Origin of the sequence: Streptomonospora arabica (assembly GCF_039531585.1) — a bacterium.
GTDB lineage: Bacteria > Actinomycetota > Actinomycetes > Streptosporangiales > Streptosporangiaceae > Streptomonospora > Streptomonospora halophila.
On record NZ_BAAAQI010000001.1, the window covers coordinates 46,932 to 69,586 of the forward strand.

At 71.9% G+C, this 22,655-nt stretch carries 21 protein-coding genes; 9 read left to right on the forward strand and 12 right to left on the reverse strand.

Going from position 1 to position 22,655, the window contains the following annotated elements:
• Positions 1–21 precede the first annotated feature (21 nt).
• On the reverse strand, positions 22–1,446 hold the full coding sequence (locus tag ABD284_RS00200; RefSeq protein WP_425573269.1) for an NYN domain-containing protein: 1,425 nt from the start codon (positions 1,444–1,446) through the stop codon (positions 22–24).
• 323 nt (positions 1,447–1,769) lie between these two features.
• Between ABD284_RS00200 and ABD284_RS00205 the strand changes: the two genes are divergently transcribed.
• The 3 genes from ABD284_RS00205 to ABD284_RS00215 all read left to right on the forward strand — a co-directional run bounded on the left by ABD284_RS00205 (position 1,770) and on the right by ABD284_RS00215 (position 4,659).
• Entirely contained in the window at positions 1,770–3,512 is a 1,743-nt protein-coding gene (locus ABD284_RS00205; protein WP_344139423.1) for a DEDD exonuclease domain-containing protein, read from the forward strand.
• A gap of 68 nt (positions 3,513–3,580) precedes the next feature.
• The gene (locus ABD284_RS00210; protein WP_344139426.1) at positions 3,581–4,342 is read left to right on the forward strand and encodes a rhomboid family intramembrane serine protease; all 762 of its coding nucleotides are present in this window, start codon (positions 3,581–3,583) and stop codon (positions 4,340–4,342) included.
• Positions 4,343–4,377: 35 nt separating this feature from the next.
• Positions 4,378–4,659, forward strand: a complete 282-nt coding sequence (locus ABD284_RS00215) for an Lrp/AsnC family transcriptional regulator (RefSeq protein WP_344139429.1) — start codon at positions 4,378–4,380, stop codon at positions 4,657–4,659.
• Positions 4,660–4,803: 144 nt separating this feature from the next.
• On the opposite strand, the gene ABD284_RS00220 is transcribed toward ABD284_RS00215, so the two are convergent.
• From ABD284_RS00220 to ABD284_RS00230, 3 genes are all read right to left on the reverse strand, one after another.
• Positions 4,804–5,013, reverse strand: a complete 210-nt coding sequence (locus tag ABD284_RS00220) for a hypothetical protein (RefSeq protein WP_344139432.1) — start codon at positions 5,011–5,013, stop codon at positions 4,804–4,806.
• A gap of 218 nt (positions 5,014–5,231) precedes the next feature.
• The gene (gene trpD, locus ABD284_RS00225) at positions 5,232–6,377 is read right to left on the reverse strand and encodes an anthranilate phosphoribosyltransferase (RefSeq protein ID WP_386699095.1); all 1,146 of its coding nucleotides are present in this window, start codon (positions 6,375–6,377) and stop codon (positions 5,232–5,234) included.
• Between the two features lie 334 nt (positions 6,378–6,711).
• Positions 6,712–7,152, reverse strand: coding sequence for a hypothetical protein (locus tag ABD284_RS00230; protein ID WP_344139438.1), 441 nt, complete (start codon positions 7,150–7,152; stop codon positions 6,712–6,714).
• A 378-nt stretch (positions 7,153–7,530) separates the two neighbouring features.
• On the opposite strand from ABD284_RS00230, the gene ctaE reads away from it, so the two are divergent.
• The 4 genes from ctaE to qcrB are packed head-to-tail and all read left to right on the forward strand — an operon-like array spanning position 7,531 to position 11,910.
• The gene (gene ctaE / locus ABD284_RS00235; RefSeq protein WP_465269419.1) at positions 7,531–8,157 is read left to right on the forward strand and encodes an aa3-type cytochrome oxidase subunit III; all 627 of its coding nucleotides are present in this window, start codon (positions 7,531–7,533) and stop codon (positions 8,155–8,157) included.
• A gap of 17 nt (positions 8,158–8,174) precedes the next feature.
• Positions 8,175–9,107 (forward strand): cytochrome bc1 complex diheme cytochrome c subunit, encoded by a 933-nt coding sequence (gene qcrC / locus ABD284_RS00240; protein WP_344139441.1) that lies wholly within the window; start codon positions 8,175–8,177, stop codon positions 9,105–9,107.
• The gene (qcrA, locus tag ABD284_RS00245; protein WP_344139444.1) at positions 9,100–10,233 is read left to right on the forward strand and encodes a cytochrome bc1 complex Rieske iron-sulfur subunit; all 1,134 of its coding nucleotides are present in this window, start codon (positions 9,100–9,102) and stop codon (positions 10,231–10,233) included. The genes qcrC and qcrA overlap by 8 nt, the downstream gene beginning before the upstream one ends.
• Positions 10,234–10,236: 3 nt before the next feature.
• The gene (gene qcrB / locus ABD284_RS00250; protein WP_344139447.1) at positions 10,237–11,910 is read left to right on the forward strand and encodes a cytochrome bc1 complex cytochrome b subunit; all 1,674 of its coding nucleotides are present in this window, start codon (positions 10,237–10,239) and stop codon (positions 11,908–11,910) included.
• 381 nt (positions 11,911–12,291) lie between these two features.
• Here qcrB and ABD284_RS00255 read toward each other — a convergent pair whose 3' ends face one another.
• From ABD284_RS00255 to ctaC, 4 genes are all read right to left on the reverse strand, one after another.
• Positions 12,292–13,611, reverse strand: a complete 1,320-nt coding sequence (locus ABD284_RS00255) for a L,D-transpeptidase (protein WP_344139450.1) — start codon at positions 13,609–13,611, stop codon at positions 12,292–12,294.
• 264 nt (positions 13,612–13,875) lie between these two features.
• Entirely contained in the window at positions 13,876–14,301 is a 426-nt protein-coding gene (locus ABD284_RS00260; protein ID WP_344139453.1) for a cytochrome c oxidase subunit 4, read from the reverse strand.
• A gap of 15 nt (positions 14,302–14,316) precedes the next feature.
• On the reverse strand, positions 14,317–15,990 hold the full coding sequence (gene ctaD / locus ABD284_RS00265; RefSeq protein WP_344139456.1) for an aa3-type cytochrome oxidase subunit I: 1,674 nt from the start codon (positions 15,988–15,990) through the stop codon (positions 14,317–14,319).
• Positions 15,990–16,997, reverse strand: a complete 1,008-nt coding sequence (gene ctaC / locus ABD284_RS00270) for an aa3-type cytochrome oxidase subunit II (protein ID WP_465269420.1) — start codon at positions 16,995–16,997, stop codon at positions 15,990–15,992. Before ctaC ends, ctaD begins: the two co-directional genes overlap by 1 nt.
• Positions 16,998–17,389: 392 nt before the next feature.
• On the opposite strand from ctaC, the gene ABD284_RS00275 reads away from it, so the two are divergent.
• Positions 17,390–17,626: a sulfurtransferase TusA family protein gene (locus ABD284_RS00275; RefSeq protein ID WP_344139462.1), complete on the forward strand. Its 237-nt coding sequence runs from the start codon at positions 17,390–17,392 to the stop codon at positions 17,624–17,626.
• 141 nt (positions 17,627–17,767) lie between these two features.
• Here the strand turns inward: ABD284_RS00275 and rpsD are convergent, their stop codons facing one another.
• Positions 17,768–18,379, reverse strand: a complete 612-nt coding sequence (gene rpsD, locus ABD284_RS00280; protein WP_344139465.1) for a 30S ribosomal protein S4 — start codon at positions 18,377–18,379, stop codon at positions 17,768–17,770.
• A gap of 75 nt (positions 18,380–18,454) precedes the next feature.
• Between rpsD and ABD284_RS00285 the strand changes: the two genes are divergently transcribed.
• Positions 18,455–19,291, forward strand: coding sequence for a DUF2470 domain-containing protein (locus ABD284_RS00285; RefSeq protein WP_344139470.1), 837 nt, complete (start codon positions 18,455–18,457; stop codon positions 19,289–19,291).
• A 162-nt stretch (positions 19,292–19,453) separates the two neighbouring features.
• On the opposite strand, the gene ABD284_RS00290 is transcribed toward ABD284_RS00285, so the two are convergent.
• From ABD284_RS00290 to ABD284_RS00300, 3 genes are all read right to left on the reverse strand, one after another.
• Positions 19,454–20,428, reverse strand: a complete 975-nt coding sequence (locus tag ABD284_RS00290; RefSeq protein ID WP_344139473.1) for a carbohydrate kinase family protein — start codon at positions 20,426–20,428, stop codon at positions 19,454–19,456.
• A gap of 456 nt (positions 20,429–20,884) precedes the next feature.
• Positions 20,885–21,235 (reverse strand): HesB/IscA family protein, encoded by a 351-nt coding sequence (locus ABD284_RS00295; RefSeq protein WP_344139476.1) that lies wholly within the window; start codon positions 21,233–21,235, stop codon positions 20,885–20,887.
• Between the two features lie 246 nt (positions 21,236–21,481).
• On the reverse strand, positions 21,482–22,627 hold the full coding sequence (locus ABD284_RS00300; protein WP_344139479.1) for a glycerate kinase family protein: 1,146 nt from the start codon (positions 22,625–22,627) through the stop codon (positions 21,482–21,484).
• Between the last annotated feature and the right edge of the window lie 28 nt (positions 22,628–22,655).

Consider the following 22,655-nt stretch of genomic DNA (forward strand, 5'->3'; position numbering starts at 1 on the left):
TAGGCACCGCCGGCCCGGCGCCTATCCGCCCAGCCGGCGCAGCAGCAGAGACGACGCGACGGTGCGCGCCCCCTCGCGGCGGACCGCGGCGACGATCTCCTGGTCGGAGGTGACCACAGCCAGCGGCCGCCCCCGCGGTTCGGCCCGCACCAGCCGGATGATCAGCTCGTCGGCGGTCTCGTCCGGCTCGCTGAACAGCAACCGCACCCGGCGCGTGGCCGAGAGCACCGGCGGCGTGCTGACGTCGGCGCCGTCGAAGACGCAGGTGATCTCGGTCTTGGCGCGGCTGGCCAGCCCTTCCAGCGACGACAGCAGCCGGCTGCGCTGGTCGGCCAGCGGCAGGGTGCCGTAGCCGGTCTTGGTGACGTTGTAGCCGTCCACCAGCACGTGCATCCGCGGCAGGCTCAGCAGCTCGTCGACCAGCCCCGGGTCGTCGTCGGGCAGCCCCTGGCCGGGGACCGAGGCCGCCCCGGCCGGGTGCTGCTCCGCCACCAGGTCGGCCGGACTCTCGATGGAGCTGGGCAGCGCCAGCTCGCGGCGCAGCCCGTGGGAGGCCTCCAGCAGCACGTCCAGCAGCACCCGCAGCCGCGCCTCGTCGGCGCTGCGCCCGGCGCGGGCGGCCCGGCGCGCGTTCTCCACCTGCGCTTCGGCCGCGGCAAGGCGGTTGCGCAACCGGCGGTTCTCCGCCTCCACCGCGTTGACCTGACCGGTCGTGGTGGCACTGCGGTCCGCCGCCTCCGCGATCGCCTGCTCGGCTTTGTTCATCGCCTCCTTGGCGCGCTCGCGCTCGGTGTGCAGCCGGCGGCGCAGGTCGGCGATGGTGCTGCGCTGGTCCTTGAGCTCGCTGCGCAGCCGCGCCAGCTCCTCACGCTGGCCGCTCTTGGCCTCCTCCAGCCGGCGGCGCAGGTCGGCGATGGTGCCGGCGGCGTCGTCGACCTCCTTGGCGGTCTCCTGGCGGTCGAGTTCCTCGCGCACGCGGCCGACGACGGCGCGCCAGCCTTCAGGGCGCAGCAGGTAGGCCGCCGCCGCCACCGCGACGGGGTCGGCCGCCGGCGGCACCACGCCGCGGCGCAGTTCGCCGACCAGCTCGGGCCAGACCTGCTCGACGCGTTCGGCGACCTGCCCGCGAAAGCCCGCGTCGGCCTCCAGCTGCGCGGCGATCTGCGGACCGGCGAGCCGCGCACGGCGGCGCGGCTCGAACTTCGCGACGCGGCGCAGCACCGGCGGCAGGTCGGAAAGGCGCATCCCGCCCAGGACCTCGGAGCCGTACTCGACGACCCGCGCGCGCACGGCCTCGGGCAGCGGGCGCTCCGGACCCTCCACGGCGCTCTCCGCGCTCTCCGCGCCGTCGCCCTCGCCGCCCTCGCCGCCGCCGGGGCGCTCCGCGGCGGCCGCGGACTCCTCGGCGCCGCGGCGCCGCGGGCGCCCGCCGGCCTCGGAGGTCACGACCGCACCCCGGCGCCGCGAACGCACCGCCCGCGCCGCGGCGGAACCGGATTCCGCACACCCATCTGCCTGGTCCTCCTGCACTCCGCACCTCAAGCCTCGCTGCGCACCGGGGCCCCGCCGCGGCTCGCGGCCCGGTCTCCCCCGGGGTCTGGGCCATCCTTCCACGGAGATCGCGGGGGAAACCGGCCGAACCACGCGGGCCCCGCCCCGCGGGACCCGGCGCCCGCCCGCGTTCGGCACACCGCGCCACCTGCGCCGACACCGGCCGCCGACCCCGCCCGGCCGCCGGCGGCGTCGGTGCCCCCGTTTACCCTGTCGGGGTGGCCGAGCAGCACACCCCCGTCCAAGGCACCCTCGACGACCTGGGAACCCCCCTGTCGGAATGCACGTTCGTCGTCGTCGACCTGGAGACCACCGGCACCCGCGCCGACGCGTCGGGCATCACCGAGATCGGCGCCGTCAAGGTGCGCGGCGGCGAGGTGCTCGGCGAGTTCTCGACGCTGGTCAACCCCGGCCTGCCCATACCGCCGTTCATCACGCTGCTCACCGGGATCACCCAGGCCATGGTCGCCCCGGCGCCCGCCGTCGAGAGCGTGATCCCCGGGTTCCTGGAGTTCGCCGGGCTGGAGCGCGGCTCCCTCCTGGTCGCCCACAACGCCCCCTTCGACGTCGGCTTCCTCAAGGCCGCCTGCGCCGCGCACGGCTACGACTGGCCCGCGCCCCAGGTCGTCGACACCGTCGCGCTCGCCCGCCGGCTGGTCACCCGCGAGGAGGTGCCCAACCACAAGCTCGGCACCCTCGCCGGCTACTTCGGCGTCGCCGACCAGCCCACCCACCGGGCCCTCGACGACGCCCGCGCCACCGTCGGCGTCCTGCACGGCCTGCTGGAGCGCCTCGGCGCCTTCGGCGTCGAGACCGCCCAGGAGCTGCGCGGCTTCCGCTCGGCCCCCACCGCCGCACAGCGCACCAAGCGCCGCATCGCCGACGACGTCCCCGCGGCCCCGGGCGTCTACGTCTTCACCGACGCCAAGGGCGACGCGCTCTACGTCGGCAAGAGCACCGACCTGCGCCGGCGCGTGCGCTCCTACTTCACCGGCTCCGAGAAGCGGGGCCGCATCCGCGAGATGGCGGCCCTGGTCGAGGGGGTCACCCCCATCGTGTGCGAGACCGGCCTGGAGGCCGAGGTGCGCGAGCTGCGGATGATCGCCGAGCGCAAGCCGCCCTACAACCGGCGCTCGCGCAACCCCGAGCGCGCGCCCTGGCTCAAGCTCACCGCCGAGGACTTCCCGCGCCTGTCGATCGTGCGCACCGTGCGCGACGACGGCGCACCCTACCTGGGGCCGTTCCGGTCCGCGCGCGAGGCCGAACTCGCCCGCGAGGCGCTGCACGAGGCCTTCCCGCTGCGCCAGTGCACCCGCCGGATCACACCCGCGAAGCCCACCGCCGCCTGTGTGCTGGCGGAGCTGGGCCGGTGCGGGGCCCCCTGCTCGGGCGCCGAGACCGCCGCGGACTACGCCGTGCACGCCGCGGCCGCCCAGGGCGCCATGACCGCCGACCCCGCACCGGTGGTCGAGCGCATCACCGCCCACATCCGCGAGCTGTCCGAGCAGCTGCGCTACGAGGAGGCGGCCGGCCACCGCGACCGGCTGGCCGCGTTCCTCACCGCATCGGCGCGCAGCCAGCGCCTGACCGCCCTGTCGGCGATCCCCGAGCTGGTCGCGGCGGCGCCCGCACGCGGCCCCGCGGGCGCCGCACGGCCCGGCTGGGACGTCCACGTGGTGCGCTACGGGCGGCTGGCCAACAGCGGGGTCATGGCCCCGGGCACCGACCCCGCGGAGTTCGTGGCGGCGCTGAGCGGCACCGCCGAGTCCGTGTTCCCCGGCCCCGGGCCGGCGCCGTGCGCCAGCGCCTGGGAGATGGAGTGCGTACTGCGCTGGCTGGAGGCCCCGGGCGTACGCCTGGCCGAATCCGCCGAAGGCTGGACATGCCCCGTCAATGGGGCCGAGAAGTACCGCCACCTGACAGACTGGGAGCGCGGCGTGTCGGCGCTCGCGCACCGCTGACGCCCCGCGCCTGGCGGACGCACCGGCCCGCGCCCGCAGTGACCGGAGTCCTCGCCCAAGGAGTGCAGATGGCGGGTATCCCGCTGAGTGACGACTACCCGGTGCGGCGCGTGCCCACGGTGACCTACGCGCTCATCGCCGTCAACGTCGCCGCCTACCTGCTCTCGCCGCTGTCGCTGCTCGCCGTGTGGTACGACGCCGGCGACCTGCCCCGCCAGTGCGCCGTCGAGCACTACTTCCTGCGCTGGGCGGCCATCCCCGTGGAGCTGCTGGGCGGAGCCCAGGTCGAGGGGGCGGGGCCCTGCCCCGCGCCCGGCCACACGAAGGTCGCCTGGGTCTCCGCGCTGACCTCGATGTTCATGCACGGCGGGGCGCTGCACCTGATCGGCAACATGGTCTATCTGTTCGTGTTCGGCCCGGTGGTCGAGGACCGCCTGGGGCGGCTGCGCTACCTGGGCCTCTACCTGGGCAGCGGCCTGGTGGCCACCTACGCCTTCGCGCTCAGCCAGGCGTCGGCGGAGGTCCCGCTCGTGGGCGCCTCGGGGGCGATCTCCGGCGTGCTGGGCGCCTACCTGCTGGTGCAGCACCGCAGCCGCGTGGTGACCCTGGTGCTGGTCATCGTGCCGGTGCGGCTGCCGGGCTGGGCGCTGGTGGGCACCTACTTCATCCTCCAGTATTTTCTCTACGTCAGCATGTCGGCCTATCCCGGCTCCGACACCGGCGTGGCCTACGCCGCCCACGTCTACGGCTTCATCGCCGGCGCGCTGGGGGCGCTGCTGATGCACCGCATCCGCTGGCGCTCCGGGATCCGCCGCTCCGACGTCTACTGACCGGCCCGCCGACCCACCGAACCGGAGGACACCCCGTGATCACCGCGATCGTCATGATCAAGGCCGAAGTCGCCCGCATTTCCGAGGTCGCCGAGGCGATCGCCGAGATCGGCGGCGTCAGCGAGGTCTACTCCGTCACCGGCGGCGTCGACCTGATCGCGATGGTGCGGGTGCGCGGCCACGAGGACCTGGCCGAGGTCATCCCCGGCCGCGTCAACAAGGTTCCGGGCGTGCTCTCCTCCGACACCCACATCGCCTTCCACGCCTACTCCAACCATGACCTGGAGGCGGCGTTCTCGCTGGGCATGGAGGATTGACCGGCGGCCGGCGCCCGCCGACGACCGCGCGCGCAGCCGACCTCCCGGTCCGTTCGCGTCCGGGCCCCGCCCGGCGGGCGGTGCGCCGGGTCCGCCCTTCGCGCGCCGCCGGGTAGGGGCGCCGCGGGAAGGGCGGACCGGGGCCTACTCCGAGGGCTGGGGCAGCTCGGGGCACTCGACGGTCGGGTTGACGCCGAAGTAGTTCAGCGGTCCGGCCGCGATCGTCGTGAGGGTGCTGCCGATCGTCGCGCAGTTGGCCTCGTCTGTGCTGAAGTAGCCGCGCTGGATAGCCGCGAACAGGCCGATGAGCAGCCAGACGACCACGACGGTTGCGATGACGACTCTGCTGCGCACTGCTGCCTCCTGGGGGTGAGGGGGGCGGAAGGGGCGATGCGGCTCGCCGTGTCGCACACGGCGTACCCCTCTGGCGCGCGATGTCACCACTTTCGTGCCGCCCCGCCGTCCGGCGCCGGTCCGCAACGGCCGCCGCGCTGCGGTCACTCCGCACCCCGCGCGGCCGGCCACCCGGCCGCGCGCACGTCCGCGGGCCCCGCAGGGCGGTGTGGGCCCCCTCAGGCCCGCTTGGCGCGGGACTGGCTGACCTCCACCCAGTCGTCGAGCACGCGGGCGGCGGCTCCGCTGGTCAACGCGTTCTCGGTGACCTCCAGGGCCGAGCCCAGGGTCTCCGCCGCTCCCGCCGAGCCGAAGCCGGGCAGGGTGGCGGCCACCGCCGCCGCCGCGTTGAGCAGGACCGCGTCGCGCACGGCTCCCTCGGCGGCGGGGCCGCCCGCGACCAGGTCCCGCACCACGCGGGCGTTGTACTCGACGTCCCCGCCGCGCAGCGCCCCCGGCTCCGCGCGCTCGATGCCCAGCTCGGCCGGGTCGAAGCGCTCGTGGGAGACCGCGCCGCCGTGCACCGTCCAGATGCGGGACGTGCTGGTCGTGGTGAGCTCGTCCAGGCCGTCGTCGCCGCGGAAGACCATGGCCGAGGTGCCGCGCCGGGCGAACACGCCGGCGATGGTCTCGCACATGCCCTCGTCGAAGACGCCCACGGCCGCGGCGCCCGGCCGCGCCGGGTTGGTCAGCGGGCCCAGGAAGTTGAACACCGTGGGCACGCCCAGCTCCTTGCGGGTCTTGGACGCGTGGCGCAGCGACGGGTGGAACAGCGGGGCGAAGCAGAAGGTGATGCCCGCCTCCTCGGCCACCCGCGCGGTGTCCTCGGGCGCCAGGTCGATGACCACGCCCAGCCGCTCCAGCACGTCGGCGGTGCCGCAGGACGACGACGCGGCGCGGTTGCCGTGCTTGACGACCTTGGCTCCGGCCGCGGCGGCCACGATAGCCGCCATGGTGGAGATGTTGACGGTGTGGGCCCGGTCGCCGCCGGTGCCGACGACGTCGACCGTGCTGCCGGGGACCGTGATCTGCACGGCGTGCCGGAACATGCCCTCGGCCAGGCCGGTGACCTCGGCCACCTCGGCCCCCTTGGCGCGCAGCGCCACGGCGAAGCCGGCGATCTGCACGTCGGTGGCCGAGCCGGACATGATCTCGTTCATGGCCCAGCCGGTGTCCTCGGCGGAGAGCGGCCGGCCCTCCAGCAGCGCGGTGATCAGCTCGGACCAGGTGCGTTCGGTGGTGCTCACGTGGGTGCTCCTCGGGGGATCGTCCAGGGGACGCGTCGTCGGGCGGTCGGACTGAGCGGAGTGGCTCAGCCGCGCCATCGAGCGGTGTCGGCCCCGTGGCGGCCCCCGCCCCCGGCGAAGCGCGCCTGCACGCCGCGGGTCCCGCGGCCGGCGCTCGCCCCGGTGCGGCCCGGCGCGGCCGGGGCCGCGGTCAGCGGGCGGCGCGCCAAAGCGGCGGGGCCGCGCGGCCGCGGTCGGCCGCCTCGGCTCGCACCTGCGCTGTGCACCATCGGCAACGTCTCTCGCTCGGCTGGGTCCGTGCCGCCCGCCGCGGATTGCACCGCACGGGCGGAGGCGCGTGCACACCTCGGGCGCGCGGCCGGCGGTGTGCCGCGGCGCCGCCGGCCGGCGGCGCCGCTTCCTGCGTCGGAGACTACCCGAGGGCGGCGGTCCCGGCCGCCTGCTCGCGCATCAGCTCGGCCAGCGCCTCGGCCAGCGCGACCGGGTCGATCGGGTGGCTGACGACCTTGTCGGCGCGCGACCACGCGGCCAGCCATCCGTCGTCGCGGCGCCCGATGATCAGCAGCACCGGCGGGCACCGGTAGATCTCGTCCTTGACCTGGCGGCAGACGCCCATGCCGCCGGCCGGCGCGGTCTCGCCGTCGAACACCGCGACGTCGATGCCGCCGTCCTCCAGGCGCGCCAGCACGCCGGGCGCGGTCGCGCACTCGACGAACTCGACCTTCGGGACGTCGGCGGCCGGCCGGCGCCCGACCGCCGTACGCACCTGCTCGCGGGTACCGGGCTTGTCGCTGTAGAGGAGCACGCGCATGCGCGCGGCGGGCTCCCCGGAAGCGGGGCCGTTGGTCGCCATGGTCAACCGTCACCATCCCTGTACGTCACGGCCGGCACCGGTGCCTTCGGGAGGCGCTCCGGGCGTCCGGGCACGAGCCCGGCGGCCGTCGAGTTGAGACCTTCGCCACCTCAGCATGCCACCGAGGGCACATGCCTGGCCATCCGGCGCCCCTCGGCGGGCCCGGCGGTGCGGGCCGCCCCGGAACCCGGACACGCCGGAAGGTGCGGCGGATCCCGTGACTGGCGGCGCCGCGCGCGCTATCCTCTCAACGTCGCCCCGTATCCGGTGCGCGGGCGCCCGCCCGACGATCACGAGCCGATACCGTTGCCACGGCAGATCGGGCGCCTTTCGGGGGGTCGTGCAACAACCTTCGCGGGATGCCGTAATAATGCTCCCGTGGCGACAGCAACCGCGAATCAACCAACAGGACCGACACCGTTGCACGGTGCGGCAAAGCGACCTGACCTGGTGAGCGTTGGCACCATCGTGTGGCTTGCCAACGAGCTCATGTTCTTCGCAGCGCTGTTCGCGATGTACTACACCATCCGATCGGTGACCCTGGGCGACCCCGAGCTGGGCGAATGGCCCGCTGCCGAGCTCAGCGTGGGTTACGCCCTCGTCAACACCATCATTCTGGTGGCCTCCAGCTTCACCGCCCAGGCAGGCGTCTGGGCCGCCGAGCGCGGTGATGTCGGGAAGCTCCGTCTGTGGTTCGTCATCTCGTTCCTCATGGGCCTGGTCTTCGTACTCGGCCAGGGCTACGAGTACTACGAGCTCATCGTGCACGAGGGCCTGACGCTGCAGTCCAGCGCCTACGGCTCGATGTTCTACCTCACCACGGGGTTCCACGGTCTCCACGTCATCGGTGGTCTGATCGCGTTCCTGATCATGCTGGGACGCACGTACGCCGCGAAGCGCTTCACTCACCAGCAGGCGACCAGCGCCATCGTCGTGTCCTACTACTGGCACTTCGTCGACGTGGTCTGGGTCGCTTTGTTCGCAACCATCTACCTCCTTCAGTGACCCGAAACGGGGAAACCGTGAAATGGATTACCGCGCGGCGACGGCATCCCCTTGCGGGATACGCCGTCGTCATACTCGCGCTCACCCTCTTCGGAGTGGGCTATGCCGTCTTCGCCCCCAGCGCGGAGCGGGCCGAGGCGCAGACTCTGGCGGCCGACGCCGCAGCGGCTGAGCAGCAGCCGACCGCCGAGGACGTGGCCCAGGGCCGCGAGATCTACACCAAGACCTGCGCCAGCTGCCACGGCAGGGACGGCACGGGCGGCGAGGGCTACTCCGGCCCCGACATCACCGGTGAAGGCGCCGCGGCCGTGGACTTCCAGGTCAGCACCGGCCGCATGCCCTCCATGAACCCCGACGCCCAGATGCCCCGCAAGCCGTCGGCGCTGACCGAGGAGGAGCTCGCCGACCTTCTCGCGTTCTACAACGCCGAGATCGGCGAGAAGGGCGCGCCCGGCGTGCCCACGGACATCCCCGGCGCCGCTCCTCAGCGCGCCGACTTCGAGAGCCACGCCGCCTACGAGAAGGCGGCCGAGGAGTGGGAAGCCGGCTACGAGGACTACCTCGAGGGCGCCGACAACACCGAGGCCGGCATGCAGCTCTACCTGGCCAACTGCGCGCACTGCCACAGCTGGTCGGGCGAGGGCGGCGCGCTGACGGGCGGCCGGTGGGCGCCCGAGATCGGCGACGCGACGCCCCGGCAGATCTACGAGGCCATGATCTCCGGCCCCGGCGCGATGCCCGTGTTCAACGACACGACCGTCACCCCGGACGAGAAGCAGGACCTGATCGCCTACGTGAAGGACCTCCAGGCCGAGCCGAACGCCGGGGGCATCTTCGACCTCAACCGTGTGGGCCAGGTCGCCGAGGGCTTCATCAGCTGGACCGTCGGTCTCAGCCTGATCGTGGCGTGCGCGATCTGGATCACCGCAAAGCAGCGAGCCCATGACTGAGAACAACCGCAACCACGACACCGACCCGGGCGCCGAGGGGCCCGACCGGGTCATCGGCACCCCCACCTCCGCCGAGGAGGACCGGGTGGTCTCCGGCAGGACCGGCGAGGAGGCGGACCACGAGGGCGCCTACTCCGCGGCGGAGACCCACTCCCGCCCCGAGGAGGTGCAGCGCAAGGGCGAGCGCACCGCCTCGATGTGGTTCACCCTGGCGTTTCTGGGCGGCGTGGGCTTCCTGGTGTCCTACTTCCTGTTCCCGCCCGACGCCGAGGGCGACCCGGCCATCGCCAACCCGCTGGTGGGCCAGTGGGCGAACATGCTGATGGGCGGCACGCTCACGCTGTCCCTGTTCGGCATCGGTGCGGGCATGACGGTGTGGGCACGGCGGGTCATGCCGCACTACGAGGTGGCCAACGACTACGACGAGCTTCCGTCGGCGCCCGAGGAGAAGAGCTCCTTCAGCGACTTCTTCATGCGCGGCGCCGACGAGAGCGGGTTCACCAAGCGCCCCCTGATGCGCCGCACCCTGCTGCTGGCCATGGCCCCGCTGGGGCTGGCGCCCATCGTGCTGCTGCGCGACACCGGCCCGCTGCCCCGCGACACCCTCAAGCACACGCTGTGGGAGCCGGGCATGCACATGGTCGTCGAGGGCGGCGTCCAGGAGGACGAGGACGGCTGGATCCACGCGGACGACCTCCGCGCGGGCGGCATGATCAGCGCCCTGCCCTATGTGGCGCCCGACCCCGAGCACCCGCACGGGCTGAGCCTCAACGACCAGGCCAAGACGGTCATCCTGCTGATCCGCATGGACGAGTCCGAGTTCAGCGACGAGATGACGCGGGAGCAGCGCAACTGGACCCACGACGGGATCGTCGCCTACTCCAAGATCTGCACGCACGTCGGATGCCCGGCGGCGCTCTACGAGAGCGGATCGCACCGGATTCTGTGCCCGTGCCACCAGTCGACCTTCGACGCCGCCAACGGCGCCAAGGTCGTTTTCGGACCGGCCCACCGGCCGCTTCCGATGCTGCCCATTACAGTGGACGAAGAAGGCTACCTGGTGGCCGACGGCGACTTCTCCGAGCCGGTCGGGCCGACCTTCTGGGACGCGCAGAGGGGGAACTAGCCGATGAGTCGTACAACACAGGCGCCCAAGGCGCTGCGCGGCGCCGGCAACTACATCGACGACCGGTTCCACCTCGCCAAGACCGGCAAGAAGCAGCTCGGCAAGGTCTTTCCGAACCACTGGTCGTTCATGCTCGGCGAGATCGCCCTGTACTCGTTCATCATCCTGCTCGTCACGGGCGTCTTCTTGACCCTGTGGTTCAAGCCGAGCATGGCCGAGATCGTCTACCACGGCTCCTATGAGCGCCTGCACGGCGTGACGATGAGCGAGGCCTACGCCTCCACGCTCTACATCAACTTCGACGTGCGCGGCGGCATGCTGATCCGCCAGATCCACCACTGGGCCGCGCTGATCTTCGTCGCGGCGATGCTGGTCCACATGCTGCGGGTGTTCTTCACCGGCGCGTTCCGCAAGCCGCGTGAGATCAACTGGCTGATCGGTGTGGCGCTCTTCGCCCTGGCCATGATCGAGGGGCTGTTCGGGTACTCGCTGCCCGACGACCTGCCCTCCGGCATGGGCGTGCGCATCCTGCAGGGCGTGATGATGGCCCTGCCGATCGTGGGGCCCTACGTGTCGATGTTCCTCTTCGGCGGCGAGTTCCCCGGCGAGGACATCATCCCGCGGCTGTACATGCTGCACATCCTGCTGATCCCGGGCATTTTGCTGGCACTGATCGGTGCGCACGTGCTGATCCTGTGGCACCAGAAGCACACCCAGTACCCCGGCAAGGGGCGCACGGAGAAACAGGTCGTGGGCACGCCGATGCTGCCGGCGTTCGCGGTCAAGGCGGGCGGGTTCTTCTTCTTCGTCTTCGCCGTCACCGCCGGACTCAGCGCGTTCGTGCAGGTCAACCCGATCCACCTGTTCGGGCCCTTCACCCCGACCTCCATCACCTCCGGGCTGCAGCCCGACTGGTACATGGGCTTCATGGAGGGGTCGCTGCGGATCTTCCCGAACTGGTTCGACCTCAACATCGCGGGTTATGCGATTCCGACCGCGGTGCTCGTGCCGGGCCTGGTGATTCCGGGTCTGGTGTTCGGCGCGATGGCGCTGTGGCCGTTCGTGGAGCAGTGGATCAGCGGCGACCGGCGCCACCACAACGTGGCCGACCGCCCGCGCAACGCCCCGGTCCGCACCGGCATGGGCGTCGCCGGGATCACCTTCTACGGCCTGCTGTGGCTGGCGGGGTCCAACGACATCCTGTCGGAGACCTTCTCCATCAGCCTCTACGCGACCACCTGGTTCTTCCGGATCACGGTCATCGTGGGGCCGTTCATCGGCTTCATGATCGCCAAGCGCGTGTGCCTGGGCCTCCAGCGCCGCGACCGGGAGCAGTTGGAGCACGGCTACGAGAGCGGCACCATCCAGCAGCTGCCCAGCGGTGAGTTCATCGAGGTGCACAAGGAGTCCTCCGACGAGACCGTGCGCGTGCTGGAGAGCAAGGAGCCGGTCTCGCGGATCGAGGTGCAGGCCCTCGACGAGAACGGCGTGGAGTCGCCGTCCTCGCGCGGGATGACGGGCCGGCTGCGGCAGCGCCTCGCCGAGTGGTACACCCGCGACAACGTCTCCTTCGAGGGCGTGCGCCCGCACACGGGCCACCACCTGCACCACGGCGCCCACGAGGAGGGCGAGCACGAGGAGGCCCGCGAGGAGGCCACCACCTCCTCCACCTCCTAGCCTGCCGTTCCGGCCGCCCCGCGGCCGGTGGGCGGAACGCGACGGCCCGGCACCCCGCGGGGTGCCGGGCCGTCGCGTTCCGGCGTCTCCCGGCGGTGCGCCCGCCGGAGCCGCCCCCCGTCCCCACTCCCCCATTCCCACGGCCCCGTCGCCCCGCCGCCTGCAGAGAACGGCGCACGGCTGAGGGAGAAGCGGGGCGCCGGGAGCCGCCTGAGCCGCGCTGAGCCGCCCCCTGCGGGGCTCGGGGGCCGCGCCGGGCAAATGGGGGAGGCCGACACGCGTTGGGGCCGCGGAGTGCGACTCCGCGGCCCCGTGGCCGGTACCGGCGCTTTGGTCGGGCGGGAGTGTGCAGCCCGCCCGGAGCGCCCGGTCAGCGGCTCCTCAGGCGTCCTCGCCGTGCACGTCGCCCGGCGTGCCTTCGCCGTCGGTGGTGTCGGGCTCGCCGGTGGCGCTGTTGGCCAGCCACTCGTCCCAGGAGCGCTGCCAGTAGCCCCACCCGTTGTCGACCTCGAGCTCGCGGTCGGTGCCGTTGATGATGAGCGGGTCGCCCATCAGCGACTGCTCGTAGAACCACTTGGCGTCGGCGTTGCTCATGTTCGTGCAGCCGTGGCTCTCGTTGGACTCGCCGAGCCGCCCGTTCCACGGAGCGGCGTGGGTGAACTCGCCGCTGTTGGAGAAGCGGACCGCGTAGTCGACGTCGAGCTTGTAGCCCTCGGGGCTGTCGACCGGGATGCCCGTCGTCGAGGAGTCCATGACCAGGTGGTCGTACTTCTCCATGGTGAGGTGGACTCCGCTGGTGGTCGTGTACTTGCGGATGTCGCCGCGGCCGTTGCTGATGGGGAACGTCTTGATGGACTCGCCGTCGCGCTCGACGGTCATGGTGTGCTGGGAGTCCTCGATGGTGCTGATCTGCTCGCGGCCGACCTCGAAGTTGAGCTGGTGGTTCTCGATGCCGTAGACGCCGTCGGAGCCCTCGACCCCGGCCAGGCGCAGGTCGACGGTGACCTTCTGGTGGGGCTCCCAGTACTCCTGCGGGCGGAAGACCGCGGTGGTGTCGCCGAACCAGTTCCACGCGCCGTCGACCGGGGTCTCGGAGGTGACCTCCATGGAGTTCTCGACCTGCGCCTTGTTCTCGACGGGCAGGTCGAAGTTGACGATCACCGGCATGCCCACGCCCACGGTCTGGCCGCTGGTGGGGAAGTTCGACTGCAGCTCCAGGCGCTTGCCCTCGACCGCCTGCTTGGTGCGGAACTCGCTGACGACCTCGGTCTGCTCGCCGTCGCTGTTCTCGGCGGTGGCGGTCACGGTGACCTCGGAGCCGGGCGTGAGGTTGCGGTCGCTGACCCAGGTGGACTCGTCCTCGCTGAGCGACCCGGTGACCTCGCCGAGTCCGGACTCGCCGCTCGGCGAGGGGCTCGCGCTCTCCTCGGCGGCGGCGTCGGCCGCACCGCCGGTCTGCTCGATCCGGACGTCGGTGACCTTGGCGTCGGCGGCCTCGACGGTCACCGGGACGTCGGGCTCGACCTCGCTCGCGCCGTCCTTGGGCGAGATCCGCACGTCGACGGCGGGGCCGGTCTCGCCCTCGCCCGCGGCCGTCGGTGAGCCGGAGCCGCCGGTGCAGGCCGTCGCCAGGACGAGGACCAGCCCGGCCAGTCCGACTCCAGTGCCGCGCAGCGCCGTTGGGAGTGATCTGCCCTTCACCCTGCGACCTCCAGTCTTGAAGGCGGCCTTTGCTCGGCACTGCCCCTACAGGGCCGATGCCAAACAATGCCGAAAAGTTCCGCTGTTCCACGGGAAGGCGGCCGCGGGGGGTGGGAAACCGGCAACGTACCGGCGGGAGACGCCGGCCGCCGGAAAAAGAATACCCCCGGCGGGTGACGGTTTCGGTGGAAACCGCCGCCCACCGGGGGTGACCGGAGTCTCGGACGCCCGGCCGGGCCGGGTCCGGTGGCTAGTGGCTAGTGGCTAGTGGCTGAACTCGCCGCGGTAGTACTCGAACACCCAGCCGATGACGGTGAGGATCACGGCGAGGGCGCCGATGAACACCATCCACCAGCCGATGGTCACACCGACGGCCATGAAGGCCACCGCCATCGCCACGAACAGCGGCCACCAGCTGTGCGGGCTGAAGAACCCGTACTCGCCGGAGTTCTCGGGGATGTCGCCGTCGAGGCGCTCCTCGGGTGCCAGGCCGTGGTACCGCTCGCTGCGCCGCGCCGACTGCCACAGCCAGAAGCCGATCATCCAGCCGAAGAAGATCGACACGACGAGCGCGACGGTGCCGGTCCACTCGATCGTGCCGTGCGCCACCCAGGACCAGTACGCGTACATGGCGGCGACCAGGCCGAAGAAGGTCGAGACGCCCATAAACAGGTAGGCCTGCATCTTCATGGTGAGCTCGCTCCCCTACTTCGCGGTTGCGGGTTCGGGCGCCACACCGGGTGCGGCGGCGTGCGGGTGGTGCAGGTCGAACGCCGGACGCTCGGAGCGGATGCGCGGCAGCGACGTGAAGTTGTGCCGCGGCGGCGGGCAGGAGGTCGCCCACTCCAGCGAGCAGCCGTACTCCCAGGGGTCGTCCACCTCGACCTTGGCGGCGTTGCGGTGGGTGACCCACATGTTCCAGAAGAACACCAGAGTGGAGGCGCCCAGCACGAACGAGCTGACTGAGGAGATGATGTTCAGGCCGGTGAACCCGTCGGAGGGCAGGTAGTCGGCGTAGCGGCGGGGGAAGCCCTCGGCGCCCAGCCAGTGCTGCACCAGGAAGGTCCCGTGGAACCCGAAGAACAGCAGCCAGAAGTGTATCTTGCCCAGGGCCTCGTTGAGCATCTTCCCGGTGAACTTGGGCCACCAGAAGTAGAAGCCCGCGAACATCGCGAACACCACGGTGCCGAACACGACGTAGTGGAAGTGGGCCACCACGAAGTAGGAGTCGGTGACGTGGAAGTCGATGGGCGGCGACGCCAGCAGCACACCGGTGAGCCCGCCGAAGAGGAACGTCACCAGGAAGCCGACGGTGAAGAGCATCGGCGTGGCGAAGACGAGTTGGCCGCGCCACATCGTGCCGACCCAGTTGAAGAACTTCACGCCGGTGGGAACCGCGATGAGGAACGACATGAACGAGAAGAACGGCAGCAGCACCGCGCCGGTGGGGAACATGTGGTGGGCCCACACGGTCACCGACAGGCCGGTGATGGCGATGGTGGCCGCCACCAGGCTCTTGTAGCCGAAGATCGGTTTGCGGCTGAACACCGGGAGCACCTCGGTCGCGATGCCGAAGAACGGCAGCGCGATGATGTAGACCTCCGGATGGCCGAAGAACCAGAAGAGGTGCTGCCAGAGGATGGCTCCGCCGTGCTCGGGATCGAACACGTGGGTGCCGACCATGCGGTCTGCGCCCAGCGCGACCAGCGCGGCCGTCAGCACCGGGAAGGCGATGAGCACCAGCACGCTGGTCAGCAGTCCGTTCCAGGTGAAGATCGGCATGCGGAACATGGTCATGCCGGGGGCGCGCATGCACAGCCCGGTGGTGATGAAGTTGACGGCGGACAGGATCGTGCCCAGACCGCTGACGACCAGGCCCATGATCCACAGGTCGCCGCCGAGCCCGGGTGAGCGCACCGCGTCCGACAGCGGCGTGTAGGCGAACCAGCCGAAGCTGGCGGCGCCGCCGGGGGTGAGGAACCCGCCGACCACGATGAGGCCGCCGAACAGGAAGAGGTAGTACCCGAGCAGGTTCATGCGCGGGAACGCCACATCGGGCGCACCGATCTGCAGCGGCATGATGATGTTGGTGAACCCGACGAACAGCGGGGTCGCGAACAGCAGCAGCATGATCGTGCCGTGCATGGTGAACAGCTGGTTGTACTGCTCGTGGCTGACCACCTGCATGCCGGGCCACATCAGCTCGGCACGGATGATCATCGCCATAACACCGGCGAGGAGGAAGAACGCGAACGAGGTGATCAGGTACATGTACCCGATGACCTTGTGGTCGGTCGAGGTCACCCAGCTGACCAGGATCGATCCTTTGCGTGTGCCGGCGGGAGCCGCCGCCTCGGGGGTCTGCGTCACGGTCGCCATCAGCGCCCTGCCTCCTCGCTGGCCGCGGCGGGCACGTTCGCCTCGTCGGCCGGGGCCGGTTCGTCGGCCGCCGGCTCCTCGTCGGTGACCTCGTCCTCGGGGCCCTCGCCCTCGGGGCCGGGAAGGTCGATCCCGGTACCGGGGTTCTCGACTCCCGACTCCAGCTGCTCGGCCGTCTCCAGCTGCTGCTGCTTAGCCTTGGCCTCCTGCTCGGCGACCCAGGCGTCGTAGTCGCCGGGCTCCATCACCTTGAGGGTGAACAGCATCCGGGAGTGGTCGACGCCGCACAGCTCGGCGCAGCGGCCGGCGTAGGTGCCCGCGGTGCCTTCCTTCACCTTGACCTGGAACTCGTTGTCCTGGTGCGGGATGACGTCCATCTTGAACGCGAAGGCCGGGATCCAGAACGAGTGGATGACGTCGGGCGAGGTGAGGTCGAAGTGGACCACGTCGCCCTCGCGCAGTACCAGGGTGGGCCTGTGCTCGGGGGTTCCGGCCACGGAGAACCGCGTCTGCGGCTCGCTGCCCTGCTCCTCGGCCTCGGCCTTGGACTGCTCCAGGTAGTTGAACTGCCAGCTCCACTGGAAGCCGACGACCTCGATGTTGGTGTCGGGCGCCTCCTCGGTGGACAGCAGCGCCGTCTGGTCGCGCGCGGTGAAGTAGAAGAGCACCGCGATGATCACGATCGGCAGAACGGTGTAGAGGGCCTCGATGGGCATGTTGTAGCGCACCTGCGGCGGGAGCTGCTCGGAGCGCTTGCGGTGGAAGATGACCGACCAGACGATCAATCCCCACACGAGAATGCCGACCGCGAACGCCGCCACCCATGAACCCTGCCAGAGCGTGAGGACGCGCTGGCCCTGTTCGGTGATCGGCTCCGGCACACCCAAACGAGTGAACTCGTTCGACGCGCAGCCGGTCGCAGCCAGGCCCAGCGCGGCAAGCGCGGCGCCACGCGGTGCCCATCGGCGCAGCGCGGGGCGCCGATTCCTATGGCGGGTCGGACTCACGGATTGCCTTCCCAGCGGTGATGCCCGCGGACGTTGCGCGGGCGGTCGTATTCCAAAGCTTTTCGGGGGAAACACTAGCGCGATCTTCCCGGGCCCCCGATCAGGGGCATGCCTGACCAGCGTGTTGGCAGCGTGCCCGCGCGGGGGACGCGGCCACACGCGTCCGCCCCGCCCCACCGCCCGGTGGCACGGGGATGCGGGCGCTCCGGGGAGTCGGCGTGTTCACCCGGCCCGCCGGCCTCGGCCGCCGGGTGCCCGGAGTATCCGGTTCCGGCCGTCGGTAGCGGGCTAAGGCGAGAGTACCGCTGGATTTACCGGCCTCTTAACCGGGTGCCGTTTAGTGCCCGGCTCGGGTAAAGAATGGAGTACGAGCCACCACCAGAGGAGGTCCGTTGGCGGAGGAGCCGTTGGTGACCGTCGAGGCGGTCGGGCGCAAGTGCCCGATCCCCATCATCATGCTCGCCGGGCGGATCCGGGAGGTGCCGATCGGCTCGGTCATCGCCGTGACGGCCGACGACCCGGCGGCGCGCACCGACATCCCGTCCTGGTGCCGGATGAAGATGCAGGAGTTCGTGGGCGAGGTGCCGCTGACCCGGGGCAGTGCGTTCCACATCCGGCGCATGTACTGAGCCCGCGCAGGCGGCCGGGCCGCCCGCGGCGGGCGGGTGCGGGCGTGTCGGCGGCCCGGCCGCCGGCACGAAGCGGGCCGCGCGCCCTTCCGGAGGTCCGGCAAGGCGCGCGGCCCGCATCAGGCACGCGAAGCGCTGGGGCTAGCGCGCGTAGTACTCCACGACGAGCTGCTCGTCGAAGGGCACCGGCACCTGCTCGCGCTTGGGGCGGTCGATGACCGCCACGCGCAGGTCCTTGTGGCTGACCGCGAGGTAGCCGGCGGTCTTGTCGTCGGCGTGCACGCCCTCGGCGGCCTCGACGAAGGGCACCATCTGGCGGGACTTCTCCCGCACACTGATGACCTGGCCGGCCTTGACCTGGTACGAGGGGATGTCGACCTTCTTGCCGTCCACGGTGATGTGGCCGTGGTTGATGTACTGGCGCGCCGCGTAGACCGACGGCGCGAGCCCGGAGCGGAGCACGATCGAGACGAGCCGCGTCTCCAGCTCGGCGATCAGCTCCTCACCGGTACGCCCGGGCCGCTTCTTGGCCGTCTCGTAGGCACGGGCCAGCTGCTTCTCGGACAGGTCGTAGTACCAGCGCAGCTTCTGCTTCTCCGCTTGGCGCACCGCGTAGTCGCTGGTGGAGCGCCGAACTCGGCGGCCGTGCTCACCCGGGGGGTAAGGCCGCTTCTCGAAGTAGCTGACCGCCTTACGGGTCAGCGGGGTACCCGCGCGCCGGGACAACCGCACCTTAGGTCCGGTGTAGCGCATTCACGTCCTCCGTCTATGAGTCACTTGCGAAAAGTGGGAGTCCTAGGTAAGGCTTGCCTAAGTCTAGGAGGTGTCATGCGACAGCCCAGCCCGTCCGAGACCGAACGGGTCCGCTCCCTTGCCGCCACGGCGACCCCCACCGCGGCGACGTTGGCAGACAATCCCGACACGCGTTTCAGCGTGCGCGGGGCGGTCGATCGCGCCGGCCGCGTCCTGCTGTGGGTCGCGGCGCACCACCCGCTGCACGAGGCGGTGCGGGAGGAGCGGCGGACAGCCCGCGGCCCGGAGGCCGGTGTCGATCTGTCCGCGCTTCGGCGCGTGGGTCGCACCTCTACTGTACGCGCTCGGCTGTGGTGCCAGGGCAGCCTGGAGGAGGTCCCCGCCCGCGACCGCCGCTCGGCGGCCCTCGCGGTGTGGGAGCGCCACCCCGACGAGGAGCTGCTCGCCACCGCCGCGCGGCGCCCGGAGCCGGACGCACCGGTGCTGCTCAGGCTGACACCGCGCCGTGTGGCCTACCACACCTATGACGCCGCCGGGCTGGTCGAGGGCGCCGCGTTCGCGCTGACCCGCCCCGACCCGCTCACCGGGCCGGCCGAGGAGATCATCGCCCGGGTCAACGACCGCTACCGCGACGAACTGACGCGCGCGGTGCACCGGCTGCCCCGAGCGCCGCGGGGAGCCGCCTGGCTGTGGGAGCTGGACGCCCGCGGCGCGACGGTGTGGGTGCAGCTCACGGGCGGCGCCGACGCGGCCCTGGTGCGGGTGCCCTGGAGCGCCCGCGCGACGGAGGCGTGCCAGCTGGAGCGCGCGCTGTTCGACTTCCTCGCCGGGGACGCCGCACCGGCGCACGGCGCCGACCAGGGACGGCACCGCCGCCGCTGCCCCCGGGACGAGGCCCGCCGCCGGAGCTGACCCGCGCGGTCCGAGGGCGCGGCGGACCGGCGGACACGCGAAAAGGGCCTCCCCGGCGGGACCGCGAGCGGGCCGAGACGCCCGCGACCCGCCGCCGGGAAGGCCCGGTGCACCCGTCGCGGCTCCGCTGCGCGGCGCCGGGGCGGGTACGGCCACAAGACCTCAGGCCAGGTGCGGCTTGATCTCGCGCGCGCTGTCCTCGCCGTAGGACTCGGTGATCTTGTCGAGCAGACTCGCCGCGGTCAGCTCGTACTCCTGCGGGCCGTTGACCGCCAGGCAGTGCACCGCGATGGCGTTGCCGACCTGGGCGGACAGCTCCAGGGGCAGTCCCCAGGACAGTCCCGCGAGGAAGCCGGCGCGGAAGGCGTCGCCCACACCGGTGGGGTCGACCTTGTCGGAGACCGCGGCGGGGCCGACCTGGATCGGCGGCTCACCGCGGCGGTCGATGCGCACGCCCTTGGCGCCCAGCGTGGTCACGCGGGTGCTGACCTTGCCGAGGATCTCGTCCTCGCTCCAGCCGGTCTTCTGCTCGCAGAGGGCCTTCTCGTACTCGTTGGTGAACAGGTAGTCGGCACCCTCGATCAGCTCGCGCACCTGCGGGCCGTCCATGAAGGCCAGCTGCTGGGAGGGGTCGGCGGCGAACGCGAGGCCGCGGTCCCGGCACTCCTGGCTGTGCCGGGTCATGGCGCCGGGGTCGTTGGCGCTGACCAGCACCAGGTCGAAGCCGCCGGCGGAGTCGGAGAGCGGCTTGAGCTCGATGTTCTTCGCCTCGGCCATCGCGCCGGGGTAGAACGACGCGATCTGGTTGTGGTCCTTGTCCGTGGTGCAGACGAAGCGCGCCGTGTGGCGCAGCTCGGAGATGTGCACGCCGGAGGTGTCCACCCCGTGGCGCTCCAGCCAGGAGCGGTACTCGTCGAAGTCGGCCCCTGCCGCGCCTACGAGGACGGGGCTCAGGCCCAGGACCCCCATGGCGAAGCTGATGTTGGGGGCGCAGCCGCCGCGCCGCACCTCGAGCTCGTCCACCAGGAACGACAGCGACACCTGCTCGAGCTGATCGGCGATGAGTTGTTCGGAGAACCGTCCCTCGAAGGTCATCAGATGGTCGGAGGCAATCGATCCTGTAACCGCGATGCGCACTGCAGAGGGCTCCTTGGATTGGGGAGAATGGACGGTCCTCAAGCCTACCGATCCCGGATTCTCCCGTTGAAGGCGCCTGCGACGGTACCGCTCCGTCGCAGGTCAGAGGCAGGATATCCGCTCCGGTTCCGGTCTGTGCAGGATCGGTGCGCGCCGGCGCCGCGAATTCCGCGCCGCAGCGGGCGCAGCCGGGAATCCGAATCCGGATTGTTCCGCCACACGCTTTCCGTTCCGCCCTGCGCCTACGGGAGAAGAATTCCCGCCGCGCGGCGGCGGGAGCCGTCGCCCGGTGCGGGCGCACCGCTACAGCGGGTTCGGCGGCGGCGCGGGCGCCCCGGCGAAACGACGAGGGTCCGCGCGCCCCGGCGGGGCGTGCGGACCCTCGGCTGGTCTGCGGGCGATGCCCGACCGCGCCGCCGCCCGGGATCGGGGCGCCGGCGTGCGGGAGCGGTCGCCTCAGTTGAAGGAGTCGCCGCAGGCGCAGGAACCCGAGGCGTTCGGGTTGTCGATCGTGAAGCCCTGCTTCTCGATGGTGTCGACGAAGTCGATCTTGGCGCCCATGAGGTAGGGGGCGCTCATCCGGTCCGTGACGACCTCGACGCCGGAGAAGTCGCGCACGACATCGCCGTCGAGCTCGCGCTCGTCGAAGAACAGCTGGTAGCGGAGCCCCGAGCAGCCGCCCGGCTGCACAGCGACACGAAGCCGCAGGTCGTCGCGCCCCTCCTGCTCCAGGAGGTTCTTGACCTTGCTCGACGCCGTCTCCGTCAGGATGATGCCCTGCGCGGGGGCCTCGCTCTGAACCGTCATCTGCTAGCTCCTCCGTAAAAGCGTGGCGGCCGCCACTGGCACTGGTCGACCCGGATAGGTCAACGCCCGCGGCCGCTGTTGCATTCCTGCCCGTGGCGGGGACGCGCAATGCTGCTGCCGTCCAGACTAGGCGCTCATACCGGCCGCCGCCATATTCGCGATCTGTGCTGGGGACGACCCGCGGGGTACCCGGACGTGCGCTGACGCGCCGAATAGGCCCGGTGGCGCTGCGCGGCGCCACCGGGCCTATTCGGCGGACGAGTCGCCGGCGGCGCCCGCCGCCCCGGTGCGCGCGCCCGACCAGCGCCGGGCCACATCGGCGGCGAGCTTGCGCAGCTCCTCGGCGGAGCGGCTCATGGCGGCCTCGGTCGAACCCGCCGACTCCACCAGGGAGTAGGTCTCGGCGATGCCGGCGGCCGCGGCCTCCTGGCGCCCGACGCCCACCGCGCCGGCCAGGACCACGCAGGGCACACCCTGGTCGGCGGCCGCCCGGGCGACGCCGTGCGGGAGCTTGCCGCGCAGCGACTGGGTGTCGAAGGAACCCTCGCCGGTGATGACGAGGTCGGCCGCCGAGACGTCCTCGGCCAGGCCGACCGCGCCCAGCACGCGGGCGATACCGGACTCCACGGCGCCGCCGACCAGCAGCATGCCGTAGCCCAGGCCGCCGGCCGCCCCCGCGCCGGGGGCGTCGCGCAGCCCGCCGGGGTCGGTGGCCTCGGCGAAGGCGGCCAGCGCGGCGTCGAGGCGCTGCACCTGGTCGTCGTCGGCGCCCTTCTGCGGACCGAAGACGGCGCTGGCGCCGTGCAGGCCCAGCAGCGGGTTGTCGACGTCGGTCGCGGCGACGAGCGAGACCCCGTGCACCGCCTCGCGCGCGGCGTCGAGCCCGACGGCGCCCGGAAGCCGCCCCAGCGCCGCGCCGCCGCAGCTGAGCGCTTCGGCGGGTTCGGCGCCCAGCGCAGCGAGCATGCCGGCGCCGCCGTCGTTGGTGGAGCTGCCGCCGAGCCCGACGACGACGCTGCGCGCGCCGTCGGCGACCGCGCGGGCGATCAGCTCGCCCACGCCGCGGCTGGTGGTGCGGCCCGGGTCGCGCCGGTCCCCGGGTACCAGGTGCAGGCCGCAGGCCTGGGCGCTCTCGATGTAGGCCGTGGCACCCGACACCAGGTAGCGGGCGGGAACGGGGGCGCCGAGCGGGCCGGTGACCTGCGCCTCGTGCAGGGTGCCGCCGAGGGCCGTGTGCAGGACCTCGACGAAGCCGGGGCCGCCGTCGGACAGCGGCAGCAGCCGGGTCTGCGCGCCGGGGTCGACCGAGCGCCACCCTTCGGCGACGGCTTCGGCGGCCTCGACGGCGCTGAGGGTGCCGGCGAACTTGTCTGGGGCTATGACGATGCGCACCCCACCAGTGTGCCGTGCGCCTCATCGC

What these genes read in the sequence shown, in the direction of transcription:
- ABD284_RS00210 (WP_344139426.1), top strand. Translation starts at nt 3,581, where the DNA reads ATGGCGGGTATCCCGCTGAGTGACGACTACCCGGTGCGGCGCGTGCCC.
- trpD (WP_386699095.1), bottom strand. Translation starts at nt 6,377, where the DNA reads ATGGCGCGGCTGAGCCACTCCGCTCAGTCCGACCGCCCGACGACGCGT.
- ABD284_RS00230 (WP_344139438.1), bottom strand. Translation starts at nt 7,152, where the DNA reads ATGGCGACCAACGGCCCCGCTTCCGGGGAGCCCGCCGCGCGCATGCGC.
- qcrA (WP_344139444.1), top strand. Translation starts at nt 9,100, where the DNA reads ATGACTGAGAACAACCGCAACCACGACACCGACCCGGGCGCCGAGGGG.
- qcrB (WP_344139447.1), top strand. Translation starts at nt 10,237, where the DNA reads ATGAGTCGTACAACACAGGCGCCCAAGGCGCTGCGCGGCGCCGGCAAC.
- ABD284_RS00260 (WP_344139453.1), bottom strand. Translation starts at nt 14,301, where the DNA reads ATGAAGATGCAGGCCTACCTGTTTATGGGCGTCTCGACCTTCTTCGGC.
- ctaD (WP_344139456.1), bottom strand. Translation starts at nt 15,990, where the DNA reads ATGGCGACCGTGACGCAGACCCCCGAGGCGGCGGCTCCCGCCGGCACA.
- rpsD (WP_344139465.1), bottom strand. Translation starts at nt 18,379, where the DNA reads ATGCGCTACACCGGACCTAAGGTGCGGTTGTCCCGGCGCGCGGGTACC.
- ABD284_RS00285 (WP_344139470.1), top strand. Translation starts at nt 18,455, where the DNA reads ATGCGACAGCCCAGCCCGTCCGAGACCGAACGGGTCCGCTCCCTTGCC.
- ABD284_RS00295 (WP_344139476.1), bottom strand. Translation starts at nt 21,235, where the DNA reads ATGACGGTTCAGAGCGAGGCCCCCGCGCAGGGCATCATCCTGACGGAG.